Annotated in this window: 15 protein-coding genes; 7 read left to right on the forward strand and 8 right to left on the reverse strand. The window is 45.1% G+C overall.

Annotated elements, in window-relative coordinates; all coding sequences use genetic code 11:
• Together K9J17_17365 and K9J17_17370 are read left to right on the forward strand one after the other, a co-directional pair.
• Positions 1–696: hypothetical protein (locus K9J17_17365; protein MCF8278500.1), on the forward strand; the 696-nt coding region annotated here is incomplete at its 5' end.
• Complete coding sequence (locus K9J17_17370) at positions 693–2,357, forward strand: S8 family serine peptidase (protein MCF8278501.1); 1,665 nt, start codon at positions 693–695, stop codon at positions 2,355–2,357. The genes K9J17_17365 and K9J17_17370, both read left to right, overlap by 4 nt.
• On the opposite strand, the gene K9J17_17375 is transcribed toward K9J17_17370, so the two are convergent.
• Positions 2,354–2,902, reverse strand: a complete 549-nt coding sequence (locus tag K9J17_17375) for a hypothetical protein (protein MCF8278502.1) — start codon at positions 2,900–2,902, stop codon at positions 2,354–2,356. The genes K9J17_17370 and K9J17_17375 overlap by 4 nt on opposite strands.
• A gap of 130 nt (positions 2,903–3,032) precedes the next feature.
• Positions 3,033–5,117 (reverse strand): T9SS type A sorting domain-containing protein, encoded by a 2,085-nt coding sequence (locus tag K9J17_17380; GenBank protein ID MCF8278503.1) that lies wholly within the window; start codon positions 5,115–5,117, stop codon positions 3,033–3,035.
• A gap of 224 nt (positions 5,118–5,341) precedes the next feature.
• Between K9J17_17380 and K9J17_17385 the strand changes: the two genes are divergently transcribed.
• The 4 genes from K9J17_17385 to K9J17_17400 all read left to right on the forward strand — a co-directional run bounded on the left by K9J17_17385 (position 5,342) and on the right by K9J17_17400 (position 9,256).
• Positions 5,342–6,160 carry a universal stress protein gene (locus K9J17_17385; GenBank protein MCF8278504.1) on the forward strand — a complete coding sequence of 273 codons (819 nt, stop codon included), beginning with the start codon at positions 5,342–5,344 and terminating at the stop codon, positions 6,158–6,160.
• Between the two features lie 14 nt (positions 6,161–6,174).
• Positions 6,175–7,002 (forward strand): universal stress protein, encoded by an 828-nt coding sequence (locus K9J17_17390; protein ID MCF8278505.1) that lies wholly within the window; start codon positions 6,175–6,177, stop codon positions 7,000–7,002.
• Between the two features lie 63 nt (positions 7,003–7,065).
• Entirely contained in the window at positions 7,066–8,550 is a 1,485-nt protein-coding gene (gene accC / locus K9J17_17395; GenBank protein MCF8278506.1) for an acetyl-CoA carboxylase biotin carboxylase subunit, read from the forward strand.
• Between the two features lie 58 nt (positions 8,551–8,608).
• Positions 8,609–9,256, forward strand: a complete 648-nt coding sequence (locus K9J17_17400) for a DUF4294 domain-containing protein (GenBank protein ID MCF8278507.1) — start codon at positions 8,609–8,611, stop codon at positions 9,254–9,256.
• Positions 9,257–9,272: 16 nt separating this feature from the next.
• On the opposite strand, the gene uvrB is transcribed toward K9J17_17400, so the two are convergent.
• The 3 genes from uvrB to K9J17_17415 all read right to left on the reverse strand — a co-directional run bounded on the left by uvrB (position 9,273) and on the right by K9J17_17415 (position 12,762).
• The gene (gene uvrB, locus K9J17_17405) at positions 9,273–11,255 is read right to left on the reverse strand and encodes an excinuclease ABC subunit UvrB (protein MCF8278508.1); all 1,983 of its coding nucleotides are present in this window, start codon (positions 11,253–11,255) and stop codon (positions 9,273–9,275) included.
• Between the two features lie 81 nt (positions 11,256–11,336).
• Positions 11,337–11,768: a heme-binding domain-containing protein gene (locus K9J17_17410; protein MCF8278509.1), complete on the reverse strand. Its 432-nt coding sequence runs from the start codon at positions 11,766–11,768 to the stop codon at positions 11,337–11,339.
• A gap of 61 nt (positions 11,769–11,829) precedes the next feature.
• Positions 11,830–12,762 carry a hypothetical protein gene (locus K9J17_17415; protein MCF8278510.1) on the reverse strand — a complete coding sequence of 311 codons (933 nt, stop codon included), beginning with the start codon at positions 12,760–12,762 and terminating at the stop codon, positions 11,830–11,832.
• A gap of 189 nt (positions 12,763–12,951) precedes the next feature.
• Between K9J17_17415 and msrA the strand changes: the two genes are divergently transcribed.
• Positions 12,952–13,587 (forward strand): peptide-methionine (S)-S-oxide reductase MsrA, encoded by a 636-nt coding sequence (msrA, locus tag K9J17_17420; protein ID MCF8278511.1) that lies wholly within the window; start codon positions 12,952–12,954, stop codon positions 13,585–13,587.
• Here msrA and K9J17_17425 read toward each other — a convergent pair.
• From K9J17_17425 to K9J17_17435, 3 genes are read right to left on the reverse strand one after another with little or no spacing between them, the layout of a single operon-like run.
• Positions 13,584–15,299: an NAD(P)/FAD-dependent oxidoreductase gene (locus tag K9J17_17425; GenBank protein ID MCF8278512.1), complete on the reverse strand. Its 1,716-nt coding sequence runs from the start codon at positions 15,297–15,299 to the stop codon at positions 13,584–13,586. The two genes, msrA and K9J17_17425, sit on opposite strands and share 4 nt — an antisense overlap.
• A complete protein-coding gene (locus tag K9J17_17430; GenBank protein MCF8278513.1) occupies positions 15,299–16,546 on the reverse strand; it encodes a tryptophan 7-halogenase in 1,248 nt (415 codons plus the stop codon). Before K9J17_17430 ends, K9J17_17425 begins: the two co-directional genes overlap by 1 nt.
• A complete protein-coding gene (locus K9J17_17435; GenBank protein ID MCF8278514.1) occupies positions 16,543–18,057 on the reverse strand; it encodes an NAD(P)/FAD-dependent oxidoreductase in 1,515 nt (504 codons plus the stop codon). The genes K9J17_17430 and K9J17_17435 overlap by 4 nt, the downstream gene beginning before the upstream one ends.
• Positions 18,058–18,077: the final 20 nt, after the last annotated feature.

Raw genomic sequence — 18,077 nt, forward strand, 5'->3', positions numbered from 1 at the left:
GTATCGTTGAGTTCTTGCTATTTGGAGGACACTGATCTGCCATTTATCGGCTACGAATATTTCCCCACAGAGATTGGGAAATTCGTGGAGTATAAGGTCGATTCTACATGGCAAGATGACCCTGCTGGTGCTTTGGGTTCAGCCGAAGCGCATTACTTTCTGCGTGAAATAAACGAGTCTTATTTTACGGATGAGGAAGGTAGAAACGCCATTCGCGTGGAGCGTTATTCACGACAAACTACTCAAGGAGAATGGGTTATTAAAGATGTTTGGCATCGGGTTCGAACGGCTGATATTGCTGAACAGAATGAAGAAAATGTGGTGTTTGTAAAACACAATTTTCCTATTCGGAACGGCAAAGTATGGGATGGAAATAGCAAGAATCTGCTTCAGACCTTACAGGAAATATATCTTCAGAATTCAATTCCAGAAGTTTGGGAATACACCTACGAAAACGTGCACGAACCGTACACGATAAACGGCTTCACTTTCGATTCTACTGTAACCGTTGTACAGTTTGATAGACCTGCAATTTTTGGCTTAAATGTGTTTGCAAAAGAGGTTTATGCGAAGGATATTGGACTCGTGCATAAGCAATTGAATGTATTTGATGTCCAACAGAACCCAAACAACGGCAATGAACGAGATACGCTCGGGTTCTTTTTCGAAATGGTTGTAACCGATTTCGGACAATGAAATTACTGTCGGTCATAGCTGCTGTTCTGTTTGCTGCAAATGGCTTTGCGCAATCAACAGATCAACGGTTTTGGTTTCAGTTCACCGATAAGGAAAACACGCCTTATTCGTTAGACCAACCCTTAGAATTTCTTTCGCAACGTGCCTTGGATAGGCGAGAAAGGCAACATATTCCACTTTTGGATAATGACCTACCAGTCGATCCTGTTTATATTCAAAGCGTGTTGGGAAAAGGTGCCACGTACCTTACGCATTCCAAATGGTTCAATTCCATTTCGGTAAGTGTGCCGAGCTCAGATGTTCGCGATTCGATCCTTGCTTTGCCGTTCGTAGTTGGTTCGTTGCCATTGGGAAAACGTCCTGATCAATCAGAAAATCAGGGAAAGTTTGCTCCAATTCAAACACAAAAAGCGATGGCGGAGGAATTATTTGATGAGAGCGACTACGGACTGGGATTTAATCAGATAGACATGCTGGGAGGTGTTTCCTTGCACGATCAGGGATTTAGAGGTGAAGGTATGTTGATTGCTATTTTGGACGCTGGATTCCCAAATGTGGATCAGTTTGCTGCGTTCGATAGTTTGCGCAACGATAATAGGATTGTTGGTGGATGGGATTTTGTGGCGCAGACGGATACGATCTTCCGTAATAGTTCTCATGGAATGTCTGTGCTTTCGACCATGGCGGCCAATTTACCGGGCGTGCTGGTAGGAACTGCACCAAAAGCAAGCTATCTGCTGTTGCGGACAGAAGATGCGGCCTCCGAATCGCTGATTGAATTGGATTATTGGGTGGCAGGAGCTGAATTTGCCGATAGCGCTGGAGTAGACGTGATCAATTCTTCGCTTGGTTACACAACTTTCGACAATTCAACATACGATTTCTCCTATGCTGATATGGATGGAAATACCACGCGTGGTTCACGAGGAGCAGACATCGCAGCATCGAAAGGAATTCTAGTGGTAAATAGCGCTGGGAATTCGGGAGGTTCGGCATGGCAATACATTGGCGCACCTGCGGATGGCGATAGCGTATTGGCAATTGGCGCGGTCAATTCGGAAGGGTTTATTGCCAATTTCAGTTCCATTGGACCATCTTCCGATGGTGACATCAAACCGAACGTTTGTGCGCAAGGATATCAGGCTATAGTTGTTAACGCTCTGGGAGTCGTTACAGGTGAGAATGGAACCTCTTTTTCTGGACCGATCATGGCTGGAATGTCCGCATGTCTTTGGCAAGCCAATCTGGAATCTGCTACGAACATGGAGGTTTTTCATGCGATAGAAGCCAGCGCAGACAGATTCACACATCCCGATAAATTTTACGGATATGGCATTCCAAACTTCGCGAAAGCCAATCTGATGCTCTCTGGCATCACGCCAAATAATGTGGATAAGAGCGAACTGTTTCCTGTGTTTCCAAATCCGTTCTCAGACCAGTTTCAGGGAATGTTCTATTCATCTGGCAAGCAAAAAGTGCTTGTTCGGTTAGTGAACAGCCTTGGACAAGAAATTCGGAAATTTGAAGGAACGGCTTCTGATTATTCAGGAGTCACTTTCCGTTTCAGTGGCTTGCAAGGATTGACAGAAGGACTTTACACACTCCAGATAGATGCTGATTCGGGAACGTATTACCAGAAAATGGTTAAGGTGAGAGATTAATTATTCTCCTTCACGCATTCCCTGATTTTCTCAGTTTTAGACTTTTTCATCTTCTCCACGCACTCGAATAGTGCCGATAATTCCAACTTTTCTCCAAACTCCTTTGTGGCTTTTGCTGATGGAAATTCGATGATCTCTGAATTCAGATCTCCAGAAATGAAACTCCAGCCACCTAGTTCCACTTCCGAAGAATTCTCATCACCGATGAGCATGTTCAAATGTGCAATTCCATTTTCGTAGTAAACGATTTTGCCACTCAAAAGCATACGATATGGCCTTCCACCAATAATTCTGTAGAGTTGATCACCAACGGTAAAACCCCAAGAAGTGGTCACTTTCACTTTTCCTTCGTCTTTCTTTTTTACCCGATAGAAGAGGTGAAGCGAACCCATTGTCCAGTCGTAGCCGATGAACTCAAAAAGCGATTGACCTTTTTTATTCTGATAATCGTCATAAGTTTCATACACAGTTAGTGAGAAATCATCTTTGGCCATAAGGCCTGAAGAGACAAAAAGGATTGAGAACGCGAGAAAAAAGGTTTTCATAAGGTCTTAATTTGAGGGGAAATATACCAATTGCAGCAATTAGCTGGTTCATGCAATTGACCTAGATTAACTCCATATCGAAAGTGGAACCAACGGTCTTAGGCAAATAGCGTACAAAAATAAGCGTCAATTATTCCTTCACAAATCGCAAAGTTCTTGAACCAGCGTTCGTGTTGATTTGAACGAAATAAACGCCTGAGTTCAAATTGTACGTCAAATCAGTAAGAATGATCTGATTAACACCTGCTTGGAATTTCCTATTCAACACGCCAAGTTGTTGCCCAAGTGTGTTTACCAATTTCAATTCCGCGTCTACAGATTCGTTCAGTGTAAGCACCAACTTACTGTTTTCGAACACAGGGTTAGGATAGATTTGAACGTCAGCAAATACATCGTTCTCGGCAATCCCAGTCGAACTGGTTGCATTCGGATTGATGTTGATATCGTCAATGTACAAGTAACTCTGTCTGTCGCTCAAGGCTTCAAATTTCACCAAAACATGCTCTTCGCCTGCCATAGTGGCCAAAGAAATGGATGCTTCTTGCCAATCGCTTGGGTCAGGAGTGAAGATGCCAGATTGAAGTCCGCCAGCTGTGTTAAGGTTATCGCCATCTTTAGAGTATCTCAACGACCAAGATTCCCCACAGTTTTTAGATACATAAACTCGTAAGCGTTCTAAATGTGTAGTGCTGTTCCTATTTGCATGTGCAAACTTAAATGTCATATTCGCATCTGCATTTTCTACGTTCGAAAGATCTAATGGTGGGCTGATAAGGCTGTGGATGCTTCCTTCGGAAATGTTTCTGAGATTGATACGGGCGCTGGCCGAACCTGAGGTAGAAGCAGCCGTTGATCTTTCCCAAGTAGTACCACCTTCTGATTCAACGGTCCATACAAGGCTTTGGTCAGCATTGTTCGGGAAGCTTGAATTTTCCATTCCTTCTAAAAACGGTCCGGCAATGCCGTTTCCTAATGAAGTGACAGAAACTGCATTGGAAATTGTCCGTGTGTTCGATCCTGCTGCTGAACTGATTGTCAATGAGGCATCATAAGTTCCTGCAGTAGGATAAGTTACAACAGGTTGTGGGTCGTTGCTTGTCGATGGATTTCCGCCAGGGAAGTTCCAACTCCAAACCCATGAGGCATCTACATCTGCCCCCCAAGAATTATCTTCAAACACAATCTGAAGTCCTTCGCAACCTTGATTGCTACTCAATAAGAAGTCAACAGTAGGAACGCAACTATTGGTAAAACCGTCCGCTGTTCCGGTAGCGGTTCTGTTAGTTGCAGACCAGTATGAGTTACGACCTCCAGTGCTCGAGTTGGCCGCAGACTGCATCCTTGATTTTTGTCCTTCTGTGAACATGGAAGCGCATGCAGAGTAATCCATATGATTTTGAACGTTGTCGAGGCTACCGCATGTCGTTTGGTTCGGGTTGCAGCCACCACTGGTTCCAATGGTATTTGGCGTATCACTGACACCATCATCGTCACCACAGTTGGATGCCACTGCAGGTTCATTCGTTCCACCCCAAGTGTGGCTCAAGTTTAGCCAATGTCCAAACTCGTGCGCTAATGAACCTTGAAATTGTGCTGCGCGAATGATAATGCCATTGTTGTGCGCGCCAACTGATCCTGGCAAATAGGTATAACCACCAGCTCCACCTGCCACTGAATAAACCAACCAAACCTGAAGGTATTTGCGACTTCCATCATTCCAATTGATCAGATCTTTTACACCTTCACCCGCGTCAACCGTTTGGCTAGAAACGGTTCTGGTAATTCCATCCGTACAGTTACCGTTGTCATCGATTTTGGCCAATCGAAGTTCAAATTCAACATCAGCAACAATACCTTGAAATGCTGATGCAACGCTACTTGTTGATGAATTCTGAGCTCTCAGTTCTTCATTTACGGCTTCTAAGGCATTCAGAACGCTTTGTTTTGTGAGGTTTTCAGAGCCATTATTGTGGATAATGTGAATTACCGTTGGGATCACTTTTATAACGCCAGAACGTTCGCCATAATGAGTTTCAGTATACTCTCTGGCTTCTCTGTCAAGTGCTTCAACGAGTGCACGTTTTTCGGGCGAGTTTGCCAGAATGTTGTTGGTCATCTCGTGCGTTGTGCAGGTCAAACGCTGAGCCACAGAATGCATGGGCGATGAAGACAGCAACAAAAAGGCAGCAAGGAAAATATTGGAAAATCGATTCATTTCAATTGGTTTTGCACAGAAAACAACGCTGTACTTCGGTTTATGTTTCGCGAATATAATCAAGGGCGCTCCTCAGAATAGGCATAGTGGAAGACAATCTGAGGAAACGGTTTGAGCTGAAAAGCCACTGTTTTTGACAAATGTCAGTTTTATCGGTGATGACACTCAATTCACATCAAGCAGGAGCGTGATTTCTTTGAAGGCAAACTTCTTTATTAGGGTAAATGCATAATATTCTCATTCCAACCGATTTCTCAGATAACGCGCGCCAAGCGGTAGATTACGCCATCAAGGTATTTGGTGTCAAAGGTCATTACACGCTGGCCAATGCGTTCGAAGTGCCTCATTCTGGTGCAACCATGCTTATTTCAATTGCAGACATCCTTCAGAAAGATGCGCTTCAACTGTTGAATGATGAAAGGGAAAGGTTGTTCAAGAAGTACCCTGAAATGGTAGGTCAGATTGAAGTTGAGGCAGTGATGGGTTCTCCGGTTGTGGCGGTCAAAAAGATGCTGAAATCAGGGAAACATGACGTGGTAGTGATGGGAACAAAAGGTGCTTCTGGCTTGAAAGAGGTGTTCATTGGCAGTGTGGCTGCAAACACAATGGCGGAGGTCGATTATCCAGTCATTGCGGTTCCAAATGATGCGCAACTGACTGTACCGAAGAAGATACTTTTCGCTGCAGACGACCGCTGTCTGAGCGAAGGGAAATTGCCAGATGCCTTAGTCGAAGTGGCAAATATGCTGAATGCCGAAGTGCTTATTTTGAACGTAGTTCCAGAAGGGGAACTGGTTCATGTAGGAAGCAGTAATACGTCAAATGCTAAGCCCATTGGCGTGTTCGAAAACGTAAAGCACAGCATTCATTTTACTGAGAACTCTAATGTGCAATTGGGAATTCGCAATTATATAACTGATCACGAAGTAGATCTGTTGTCGATGGTAACGCGTAAAAAAGATCTGTTTTCGAACTTGTTCGGAACCAGTAATACCAAAAATATGATGATGCATACGGACATTCCGTTGATGGCATTTCATTGAACCAAATACACCTGATGAGAAAGATACTCGTTCCAACTGATAGAAGTAAAAATGTAGAACACGCGCTGAACTACGCAATCAAGCTTTTTAATGGGGAAGAAGTGGAGTTCATTCTTTTTCAATCATTCGATGTTCCTGCTTACACAGCAGATATGCCCATGCCGATTGAAATGATCGGGACCGATGAGTTGGAGCGGATTTTAGAACTCGATGTAGCAAAACTTCGCGAAGCACATACTGGAACGAAGTTCACATTTTCATCAAAAGTTGAATCCGGTTCTTTATCATTTAATATCGAAGAACTGGTTGAACAGTTGGGAATTGATATGATAGTTATGGGCACAAAAGGCGCATCTGGCTTGGCAGCCGCCATCATAGGAAGTAACACGGCAGATGTCATTCAAGTTGCTACTTGTCCGGTTTTGGCTGTTCCAGAAAATGCCGTGTTAACTGAGCCTTGCCAGATTCTATTTGCAAGCGACAACAAAGGATTGAGCAAAGCATCCGTTATTGACTCCATGATGAGTGTTGCCAAAAAGTTCAATTCGCATGTTCATTTGATGAATGTGCTGGACGAAGGAAAAATGACAACGGTTGATGAGGCAGTTGCAGGACTTAAAATGGATCATCTGTTAGAAGATATCGATCACACTTTTCACTTCGAAAACAGCAACGATAAGTCGCAGGCCATCGAGCAGTATTTGACCACTCACAAGATTGATCTGTTGGCCGTCATACCGCGAAAGAACAATTTCTTCGATGCTATTTTCCACCGTAGTGTTACCCGAAAATTGGCATTGCATACTAAAGTTCCATTACTTGCCATGCATGATCTAGGTTGATCAGTTCATGTCATTTCGCTAGTTCGGCAATTGCTATTTTAGCCGCTCTTCAAAAGAGTTGGAATGAATAAGATATTGGTGGCCAATCGAGGCGAAATTGCGTTGCGCATCATGCGTTCAGCGCGAGAAATGGGGATAAAAACGGTGGCCATTTATTCTGAGGCCGACAGGAACGCCTTGCACGTGCGTTATGCTGATGAGGCCGTTTGTGTTGGTCCGCCTCCATCCAACCAGAGTTATTTGCAGGTTGATAAGATCATCCAGATCTGTAAAGACCTGAATGTGGATGCGGTGCATCCGGGTTATGGTTTCCTTTCCGAAAACGCCAAATTCGCCAATGCGCTTGAGCAAGCAGGAGTCATTCTGATTGGTCCTTCAGCATATTCTATGGAAATTATGGGGGACAAGCTTTCAGCCAAAGCTGCTGTCAAGAGCTATAATATTCCGCTCGTTCCTGGAACGGAAGGTGCGGTGGAAGACCTTCAAGAAGCCATTGCTACTGCAAAGGAAATCGGTTTTCCAGTAATGATAAAAGCGTCCGCAGGAGGTGGAGGAAAGGGAATGCGTATTGTTTTTGATGAAGCTAGTTTGGAAGAAGAAATGAACCTTGCCATCAGCGAAGCGACATCATCATTCGGAAATGGAGCGGTTTTCATTGAGCGATTTGTGAGCTCTCCTAGACACATTGAAATTCAAGTGTTGGCAGATAAGCACGGTAACGTGGTTCATTTGTTTGAACGGGAATGTTCCATCCAGCGAAGACATCAGAAAGTAGTGGAAGAAGCACCTTCATCGGTAGTTACGCCAGAAATGAGAAATCGCATGGGCGAATGCGCCAAGGATGTGGCTCGTGCCTGCGGTTATATAGGCGCTGGAACGGTTGAATTTCTGGTTGATGATAAGCTGAATTTCTATTTCTTGGAAATGAACACACGTCTTCAGGTAGAACATCCGGTCACGGAGATGATCACAGGAATCGATATCGTGAAGGAGCAGATTCGCGTAGCACGAGGCGAGCAATTGTCATTCAAGCAAGAAGACCTGAAAATCCATGGACACGCCATTGAGTCGCGTGTGTATGCAGAAGATCCGCAGAATAATTTCCTGCCAGACATTGGCAAATTGGAGCGTTACGTTCGGCCTCAAGGCGCGGGTGTTCGTGTGGATGATGGTTTTGAACAAGGCATGGACATTCCGATCTATTATGATCCAATGATTGCCAAATTGGCCGTGCATGCCGAAAACCGTGATGAAGCTCGTGCCAAGATGGTGCGTGCGATTGATGAATACCAGATCACGGGAGTGAAAACGACCTTGTCATTTTGCAAATTCGTAATGCAGCATGAAGCTTTTGCATCGGGGCATTTTGATACTGGTTTTGTAAAGGATCATTTTCAACCGGAATTGTTGGATGCCGAGACTGCCGAGGAAAAGGAAATTGTGGCTTTGATGGTTGCTTTTCAAGAAGATGCGACAAGCTCAGTTTCTGCTAGATCAGTTACTGGAAATACTTCCGTTTCTACTTGGAAATTGAATCGGACGAGGTAACATCCGTACCAAAATAGCGTTGGCGCGAAAATTGACTTATCTTTTTTGTATGCGCTTTATGTTGTTCATCCTTCTTTCATTTTGTTGCTTCTCTGCAGAAGCACAAACAGCGGATGCCGCCACGAAAGGAGGAAAGAGGACGTTTCCAAGTAATCGTGTTCAAGAGAAAGATTCCACTGCATCAGCTTTGATCAATGGGAAATTGTACAGCGCCATTATCGTCAATGGAGATACGATTCCTATTATCGGCCTTCCAGCGGCCAGAGTGACAGCGAAGCGCGTTTTCAAGAACAAAGCAGCCAGCAAAAAGTATTACCGCTTGGTTTATCACGTGAAAAAAGTGTTGCCTTACGCTAAGTTGGCCGGAAAGCGCATGCGAGAAGTGGAAGAGGAAGTAAAAGACATGACTCCAAAGGAGCGAAAGAAACGCATGAAACTCTTGGAGAAAGAGATCAAACGCGATTACGAAGGGGAATTGACGAAGCTTTCATTCACGCAAGGGCGAATTCTGATCAAACTTCTTGATCGTGAAACGGGAAGCATTTCCTACGACATAGTCAAAGAATTCCGAGGTGGTTTTACAGCTTGGTTCTTTCAAGGCGTTGCCAAAATGTTCGACTATGACCTCAAATCTGAATACGATGCAACAGGTGACGATAAGTTGATTGAAGAAATTGTAGTTAAGATTGAAAACGGGGAATTGTAAAGGCGATTTAGTTCGCCTATGAATTGATCTGCAATTCGATCTTCTTCATTTCATCCCGATAACGGGCTGCTTCAATAAAATCAAGTTCCTTGGCAGCACGTTCCATTTGCACACGTGTTTGTGCCAAGCGTTTTTTCAACTCGTCTTTACTCAAGTACTCAATGCCTTCTTCGGCAGCTTGGTTAATGTCCGTTTGAATGTCGTAGCGTTCTCTGCGTTTCATGCTGCCCGCTACAGAAGTCTGGCTCATTATCGCTTCACGAGATTTGTTCAGCGCAGTTGGCACCAATCCATTTTCGGTGTTGAACTTGATCTGTTTTTCGCGTCTGCGTTCAGTCTCGTCAATCGTCTGTTGCATCGATTTCGTGATCTTATCTGCGTACATGATCACGAGTCCGTTCACGTTTCTGGCAGCGCGACCAGCAGTTTGAGTGAGCGAACGTGACGAACGAAGAAATCCTTCTTTATCAGCATCCAAAATGGCAACAAGACTTACTTCTGGAAGGTCCAAACCTTCACGAAGTAGATTGATGCCGATCAGCACATCGAAGTTTCCGAGTCGCAGATCACGAAGAATCTCCACGCGTTCCACCGTGTCAACTTCCGAATGGATATAACGGCACTTTACGTTCAAACGGGCCATGTATTTGGCCAGTTCTTCAGCCATTCGTTTGGTGAGTGTGGTGACGAGGATACGCTCGCCTTTCTTCACCGTTTTATCAACCATGTCAAGCAGATCATCCACCTGATTGACACTTGGACGGACTTCTATGATCGGGTCCAAAAGTCCTGTTGGACGAATGATCTGCTCAGCCACAACGCCACCGCTTTTTTCCAATTCATAATCAGCTGGAGTTGCGGAAACGTAGATCATCTGATTAGTAATGCTCTCAAACTCGTCAAACTTCAATGGGCGATTGTCCATGGCGGAAGGAAGTCGAAATCCGTATTCAACCAAGTTGATCTTTCGGCTTCGGTCACCACCGTACATCGCTCCGATCTGCGAAACGGTAACGTGGCTTTCGTCAATGAACATCAGAAAATCGTCTGGGAAATAATCCATCAGGCAGAATGGACGGGTTCCTGCCGACCGACCATCGAAGTAGCGGGAGTAATTCTCGATACCCGAACAATAACCCAATTCGCGCATCATTTCGATGTCGTATTCAACTCTTTCTTGAAGTCGCTTGGCTTCCAAAGGCTTTCCGATCTCTTTGAAATAATCGGTCTGCTTCACCATGTCTTCTTGGATCTGCCAGATCTTCTGAAGCAGCGTGTCTTTCGAAGTCACGAAGTTGTTGGCAGGATAGATAACGGCACGTTGGAGACGCTCGAATGTTGAACCGTTTTTCGGGTCTATCTTTTCAATCTCCTCAATCTCATCGCCAAAGAAGAACACGCGGTAAGCGTAATCGGCATAGGCCAAGTACACGTCAATTGTGTCGCCTTTCACACGGAATTGTCCCCGCTCCAACGTTTCGTTGGAACGTGCGTAAAGGCTGGACACCAAACTATGCAGGAATTTCTCGCGGCTTATCAATTGCCCGACCTTGATCTCGACCGTATTGTTTTGAAAATCGGTTGGATTTCCGATGCCGTAAATGCAGGAAACAGACGAAACCACAACCACATCGCGCCTACCGGAAAGTAGGGTAGAAGCAGCACTCAAACGATGCTTTTCAATCTCATCGTTTATCTGTAGGTCTTTTTCAATATAGGTGTCAGAAGCGGGCAGATAGGCTTCGGGCTGGTAGTAATCGTAGTACGAAACGTAATATTCAACCGCATTATTCGGAAAGAACTGCTTGAACTCACCAAAAAGCTGCGCGGCCAGCGTTTTATTGTGGCTGAGAATGAGCGTTGGACGACCAGTTTGTGCAATCACATTCGCCATCGTGAATGTCTTGCCTGAACCCGTAACGCCTAACAGAACCTGATCTTTCTCGCCAGCCTCTACGCCTTCCACCAATTGCTTGATTGCCGTGGGCTGATCGCCCATGGGTTTAAAGTCGGCTATGAGTTCGAAGTGGTTCAAGGTTTAACGTTCAAGGTTCAATGCGCGGGCGTATTTCCTTCGTCCCTACAGGGATTTAAAATATTCAACCAATGTCGTCCTTTCCGCATCCGTCAGTTTCGCCTCCCAGTGGATCAACCAGTAAAAAAGCATCGGCATTTCCTTCTCTTCAACTACTTCTACAATCTCTTTTGCAGCGTGTTTCTGGTCTTCCAAAGGATATGAGTTCCATTCTGAAAAATTCAGGTGCTCACATCCTTCAATAACATGATTTTGGAGCCAATAATTTACTGGAACCACATTGGCGTACCACGGATAGTTGGTCTCATTTGAATGACAGTCCATACAAGCTTTGTCGAGGATGTTCTGCACTTCGATGTTGTCTGTAGTGAACTTGGCTGCTTCGTCAACCGTCACCGATTCTCTTTCGAAGGGAATAAATTGGATCAATCCCAAGATCAACACAATTGGGACGAGGATTTTTCTGGTTTTTGACATGATGTGGGTTTTAAGGACCGAATAGACAAAGGTATCGACCCAATGGTTTAATTAACATACCTCAATTATAGTAATGCAAATAACCCATCGACTCCATCAGCATTGCCACGCCCAAGTGCACAATCAATCCGCCTAAGACGCTGCGGCTGTGAATAGCCAACACGCCTAGTGCATATCCTCCAAAGAAGGCTCCAACGGCTTCTCCAGCGGGTTTTCCGAAGTGAAAGACACAATAGAACGAAGCCATGGCGAGAACAGCCCGCGAACCCATGATTTTGACCATTGTAATGGCAAGTGCACCACGGAAAATGGCTTCAACAGCTACAAATCCTGTCGAATAGCATAGCTCAAAAATGGCAGCGCGTTTCTCAATTGAAAAACCGAAAACATCCGTGTAATCCCATGGTTTGTACTGCGGATAGGCACGTTGAAAATCAGGAAAAAAGGAAGCACCAATCACCAAGGGTGTAACCAAAGCCAGCACGAAAAAGTACGGTTTCAGAGTTTGCCAATTGGCACGGAATCCGAAATCAAAATCAACCCATTTCTGAAAGATGAGTTTCACAATTCCCAAACCAACGAGTGAAATGACCATTTGATGAAAGAAGAAATGGCTTCGCGAAACGAATACCATTTCGTGCAGATTCCAGCCTTGAGCGCGAACATCAATCAACTTTAAAATGTGAAGCTTAGGAATCGTTGCAATGAACACGAATGCGAATCCTAAAGTCCAGAATCGCCAATCTTTCAAGTATGACTTTTCTGAACCAAAAGATGCGATAAGAGCAGTGGCGAAATAGCTTCCTCCGAACAATAAGGCATAAAATCCTAATCGCTGGTCAAATCCTTCGCGTGTATCAAAAAGGTTTAACTCTATGGATGGTGAATAATTGATGACCATTGCCAAGGCCAAAAACAGCATCGTTATGCCGTAAATGGGCCAACTGAAATCCTTTCTGACAAAGTCATTTACTGCCTGGTAGAGTTCTTTCATCCGTTTGCGAATATCGGAAGGAGCTTCTAAGTTTCAAGTTCAATGTTCAAAATGACACATTGACGAATTCGAAGGCAAGCAAGTTCGTATCCAGAAACCTCGCCCAGCCGACATTTCCCACATATATGCCAACCTCAACACAACATTTGAACTTTGACGCTGTATCTATGTTTAAACAACTACAAGGTCATGAAGTATTCAATAGCAATCATAGCAGTAATTCTCATCGGGGCGATGACTATTTTCGGAACCGAAAAAACAGCAACTAAAATGGACAGTACTAACGAAGCAGCATTGGAAAAAGCAACATTTGGCGCAGGATGTTTTTGGTGTGTGGAAGCTATGTTTCTGAACGTGAAAGGCGTGACGAGCGTGGTTTCAGGCTACAGCGGTGGAAGCATCAAGAACCCATCATACAGAGAAGTTTGTACGGGCACGACCGGACATGCTGAGGTCATTCAGGTTACCTACGACCCAGATATCGTCTCCTATGAAACGCTTTTGGAAGCCTTTTGGCTTTCGCACGACCCAACGCAACTCAACCGCCAAGGCGCAGATGTTGGAACGCAGTATCGTTCCGTCATTTTCTATCACAACGCCACGCAGGAAATGCTTGCTAAGGAATACAAAAGTCGCCTGAATGCTGAAGATGCTTATGGTGCGCCAGTGGTGACTGAGATTTCAGCTTTCACGGTTTTCTATCCTGCCGAAGATTATCATCAGGACTATTACGCACAGAATCCGGGCAATTCCTATTGCTCGATGGTGGTTGGTCCGAAGTTGGAGAAGTTCAGAAAGGCGTTTAAGCAGAAGGCTGTCAATTAAGACTCGGAATTCTCAAGTCTCTTCAGCTTCTTCTCGGCTGGCGTCAATTCCTGAACCCAAGAATTGTCGTAATCTGAGAACACTCCCGATCTGTCGGCTTGAGCTTTTGTGATCTTTACATCCACGTATTCAGCCAAAACCTTGAACGCCTTTGGCGACAGTTCTTTCATGACCAGCAACGCGGCATTCATACCTGTCTTGACAGCGATAGGAACACCACCGCCCAGATCGGCCCAATGTCCGCTCAGCCAAAGATTTTTAACAGGCGTTCGATGACCAGCAATTTTGGCCTGCATGTTCGCTTTTCCAGGTCGCGCACCCATCAGCGAACCATCGCGGTTTCCAGTGTAACGCCAGTGTGTAATTGGCGTGGCGATGTCGCAATATTCGATGTGTGAACGGATTTCCTTACCCAGTTTTTTCTCCACACGATCAATCAGAATATCCGCGAATTCCTGCTTGAATTTGTGGTAAGCTTCGCCACGAACGAGTTTGCCGTTCGCATCGACTTCAGTCTTCCATTTATCGTTCTGATTGAAAGTCGCGTAGCAATAAATGGTCATGGTGCCTTTTCCTGCAGGTGCGAGGGAAGGATCGCGGAACGAAGGTGCTAGCACACTGATACCTGCTTTATGCGGGTCTCCAGCGTTGTGCTCGGTTCGTTTTACATCATCGCGAACGATGAAAAGCATCGCGTCATCCAAGCCCAGTTCTTCCACGGGACAGTCAATTCCAAGCGAAACTGTAACAGCCGAACTGTAAAGCTGCGCCTTATTCAGTTTCTCCTTGATGATGGCTGGAATGGCTGTTTCTGGAAGCATGCGCTCGTAAAGCGCTTCCACATCGCAAGCGGCAATGATGTGCTTCGCTTTTACGCTGATCTTTTCGCCTTTTCTATCGAGCGAAAGCCCAACAGCTTGACCGTTTTCAAGGTCAATTTTCTCAACGCGACATTGGTAGCAGACATCGTTTCCCAACGTTTCTACCACATGTACGAGCCACTCAGGAAATACCTGACTTCCGCCTTTCGGTGGACTTTGATAATCGCCATAATATGCCCAACCAATCGGCACCAAAGCCGAAAGCAATTCCTCTTCCGAACCAAAAATCTTCAGCATCGCAGGATCCTTGAAATAGCGTTGCAATCCTTTCACTGTTCCTTCTGGGCCAGTGAAACGAATGTGTTTCAGGAAAGCCATCGCAAAATTCAAGCGCTTCATATTGAAGAAGAATTTCTCCACAAAACCCATCGTTTCCAATGAGCGTGAGAAAGCTGGCAGACCATCGAAGGCAGCACCGATCTGCTTCGCATCCTTGAAAAAACGTTCAATTCCATCTTTTTCATGCGGAAAAAGCTTGATGAGTTCTTCTTTGAAATCATCAGGCTTATCAGTTAGCAGATAATCGTAATTATCTCCTTGATAGCGCTTGATGTTGGGTTGGGAAAGCGCAGTTGGATGGTCGTTTCCGATGAAATCGAAAACACGTGTTACCAATCCACGTGGACCACATTGGTTGAGCCAATGGATGGCACTATCGAAGCGAAAATCCTTTCTTCGGAAACCTGCGAGATAACCTCCCGGACGACTGTCCATTTCGAAAACGCCAACGGAAAGTCCAGCACGGCTGAGAAGTGCAGCAGAGGTCAATCCGCTGATTCCTGCACCGATAATGACCACATCATAGGATGGTTTGATGGGTGTATGACGCATTAAGCCGTTGTTTTCTTCATCTTCTCAATATCAACCACTTGTGCCAATGTATTGATGATGGTTTTGTGCTTGCGAACGAAGGGATTGGTCTTGTCCCAAACGTAGCCCGCCAGCACAGAAGTAAGTTGTTGCTTCATTAACGGATTAATGTTCACATGGAAGAAGATCTTCTGAAGATCGCCCGTGTACCATTCGCGAACGTAGGTTCTGAAAACGTCAATTCCGTATTCCAAAAACTCAACGTAATCTTTCTGCCAATCCACGTTTTCGCCCTTCAATTCGCGGTCAACGAGTTTGGCGGCTGTCAATCCAGAAGTAGTTGCAAAAGCAACTCCTGAAGAGAAGACAGGATCCAGGAATTCAGTGGTATTTCCTGTCAAAACGTATTTGTTACCGAAGAATCGCTCAGACGAACGCATGTAATCGGTATGAACTTTCGGAGTGAATTTGTAGGTCTTATCCTTAAAACGCTCTCCGAATTTCTTCGAGCGTTTGAACATATTATTGAAGGCTGCATTCACATCTGCACCTTCGGTCGTAAACTCACCGAAATACTTCTTGTTTCCTACAAATCCGAGAGATGTCACTCCATTATTGAACGGAATGACCCACAACCAAAGATCGGTTTCGAGAATGTCGAACGAAATCTGCATCGGTGTTGGGAAGGTATCGCGCGTGTCGTCCACAAAATGCGTGTAAGTGGCCATGTTGCTGGTTGGCGAAATGTGTGTCGGAATCTCCAACATCTTCGCCAAAACTCCTCCGTAACCGCTACTATCAATCACAAATCGAGCGGAATAATCGGTCGTTCCCTTTACGTTCTCCACGCTGAATGTGGCTCCGTTCTCGTTGAAATTAATTTCTCCAAGTGACGTTTCGTACAGAATTTCGACACCTTTTTTCTCTGTCTCGTTTGCAAGTGTCATGTCAAATTCATCTCGCGGAGCCTGCCAAGCGTAGGTCCAACCAGAAGTGAAGTTGTCATCGAACGAAATGCGAAAATCCTTCTCGCCTAAACTGAAAAGCGCACCTTCCTTTATCTCAAAATTCTTTGCTTCCAACGCAGGCAACAATCCTGTTTCCTCGTAATGCTCCATCGAAATGGGAAGCAGACTTTCACCGATCACAAAACGTGGGAACTTGCTGCGTTCCACGATCGTCACCTTATAACCTTGGTTTGCCAAGTGCGAAGCGGCCACCGAACCGGACGGTCCCGCCCCGATCACTAATACATCAATGTTCTTCATTCAGCACGTTTTATGCGTTCGAGTAATTCTTTTTTATCTAAAAATTGGCTACAAGTGACTATTGAACTGATGGTAACACCAAAGATGCCATGGAGGTTCAAATATTGTCCCGTGAGCCAAAGGTTGGGGATTTTTGTTTTCGGTGAGATGAAATTGGTCAGCGTTTTGCGAAAATCTTTTTCTGTACCATACATGTTGCCGTCATCGCTACCAATATAATCGCGGAAGGTAAGCGGAGTGGAAGCATGCACGCTTTGAATGCAAGCACGGATCTCTGGAAATCGTTTTTCTACAGCGTCCAACAACAGGTCAGTCTTACGAGTTTTGAATTCTTCATACGTCTCGCCCCGAAAGCCAGGATTTACAATTGTGTTGTGACTTTCTTTCCACGTTTCTACTTCATCAAAGCGCATGTACGTCATGATGGAAATTCCTTCAGCAAACTCTGCAGATTTTGACGAAGCTGGCGTGCTGAGCATGAATTGCAACGGCCATTCCGCTTCTAAGTAATCAGGTTTTGCCCAAACGTCATCTGAAGTATGATGATAAACGTTCTGGTTCAAGTATGGGAACGAATTCGGCTTGCAAACGAGGTGAACTGTAAAGCTCGAAAGCGTATTCTGCGCCTTTTGCATGCGGTTGTAAAAAGCAGGTTTGAAATGCTCCTTCCCGATCATTTGCAGAAGCATTCTCGGCTGGATGTTGGAGATGAAATGTTCGCCTCGATACGTGACTCCGTCTTCGGTTGTAGCAGATTTCAATTCTCCATTTTCTAATTCAAAGGAGACAACCTTCTTTCTTCGCAGCACTTCACCGCCTTTTTCTCTGATGCGCTTGGCCAACTCCTTAGCTAATTGCGAACCACCATCCACACAACGGTAAGCACTCTGAACGTACCCGTGCGTTACCAACGCATGCACGTAAAGCGGACATTTCTCAGATGAACCAGCATACAGCAAATTCGAACCTGCCAGCACGGCTCGCAGCTTTTCGTTCTGCGTCAAACCATCGATGAATTCCTTGGCACAGATTTCTAGAAGTGCATCATCGGTGTGGTCTTTCTCGTTGTATTCGAGTTCATCCAACGGAAACGTTTTTACCACTTTTTGAATGGTTTCAGAATACGTTCGGATAGCGTTTTCTTCCTGAGGGAAATCGGAGATGAGCGTGTTTTCAAACCCCTTCCATGAACTGGCATGATGGAACTTCGAACCATCCTCAAAACTGATCTGGTCGAAAAGCGTATCCATTTTCTTCCATTTTACACTGCCGGTCAACCCAAAATACTTGAAGTAGGAGTGAAGCGCTTGGCCCTTATCCAATGCTGGCAGATAGTGCACGCCCGTATCGAAAACCGTCTTATCTCTGCTGAAAACCTGCAAGGAACCGCCCAGTTGCTGGTTCTTTTCCAGCACACAAACGCTGAAGCCGTGGTCGGCCAAAATGTAGGCGCATTGCAAACCGCCCAATCCGCTACCGATGATCACAAAGTCGTTAATGTTCTCAGCCATTCGGCTGCGAAGTTCGCATT

The sequence above is a fragment of the Flavobacteriales bacterium genome (genome assembly GCA_021739695.1).
In the GTDB taxonomy this organism is placed as follows: Bacteria; Bacteroidota; Bacteroidia; order UBA10329; family UBA10329; genus UBA10329.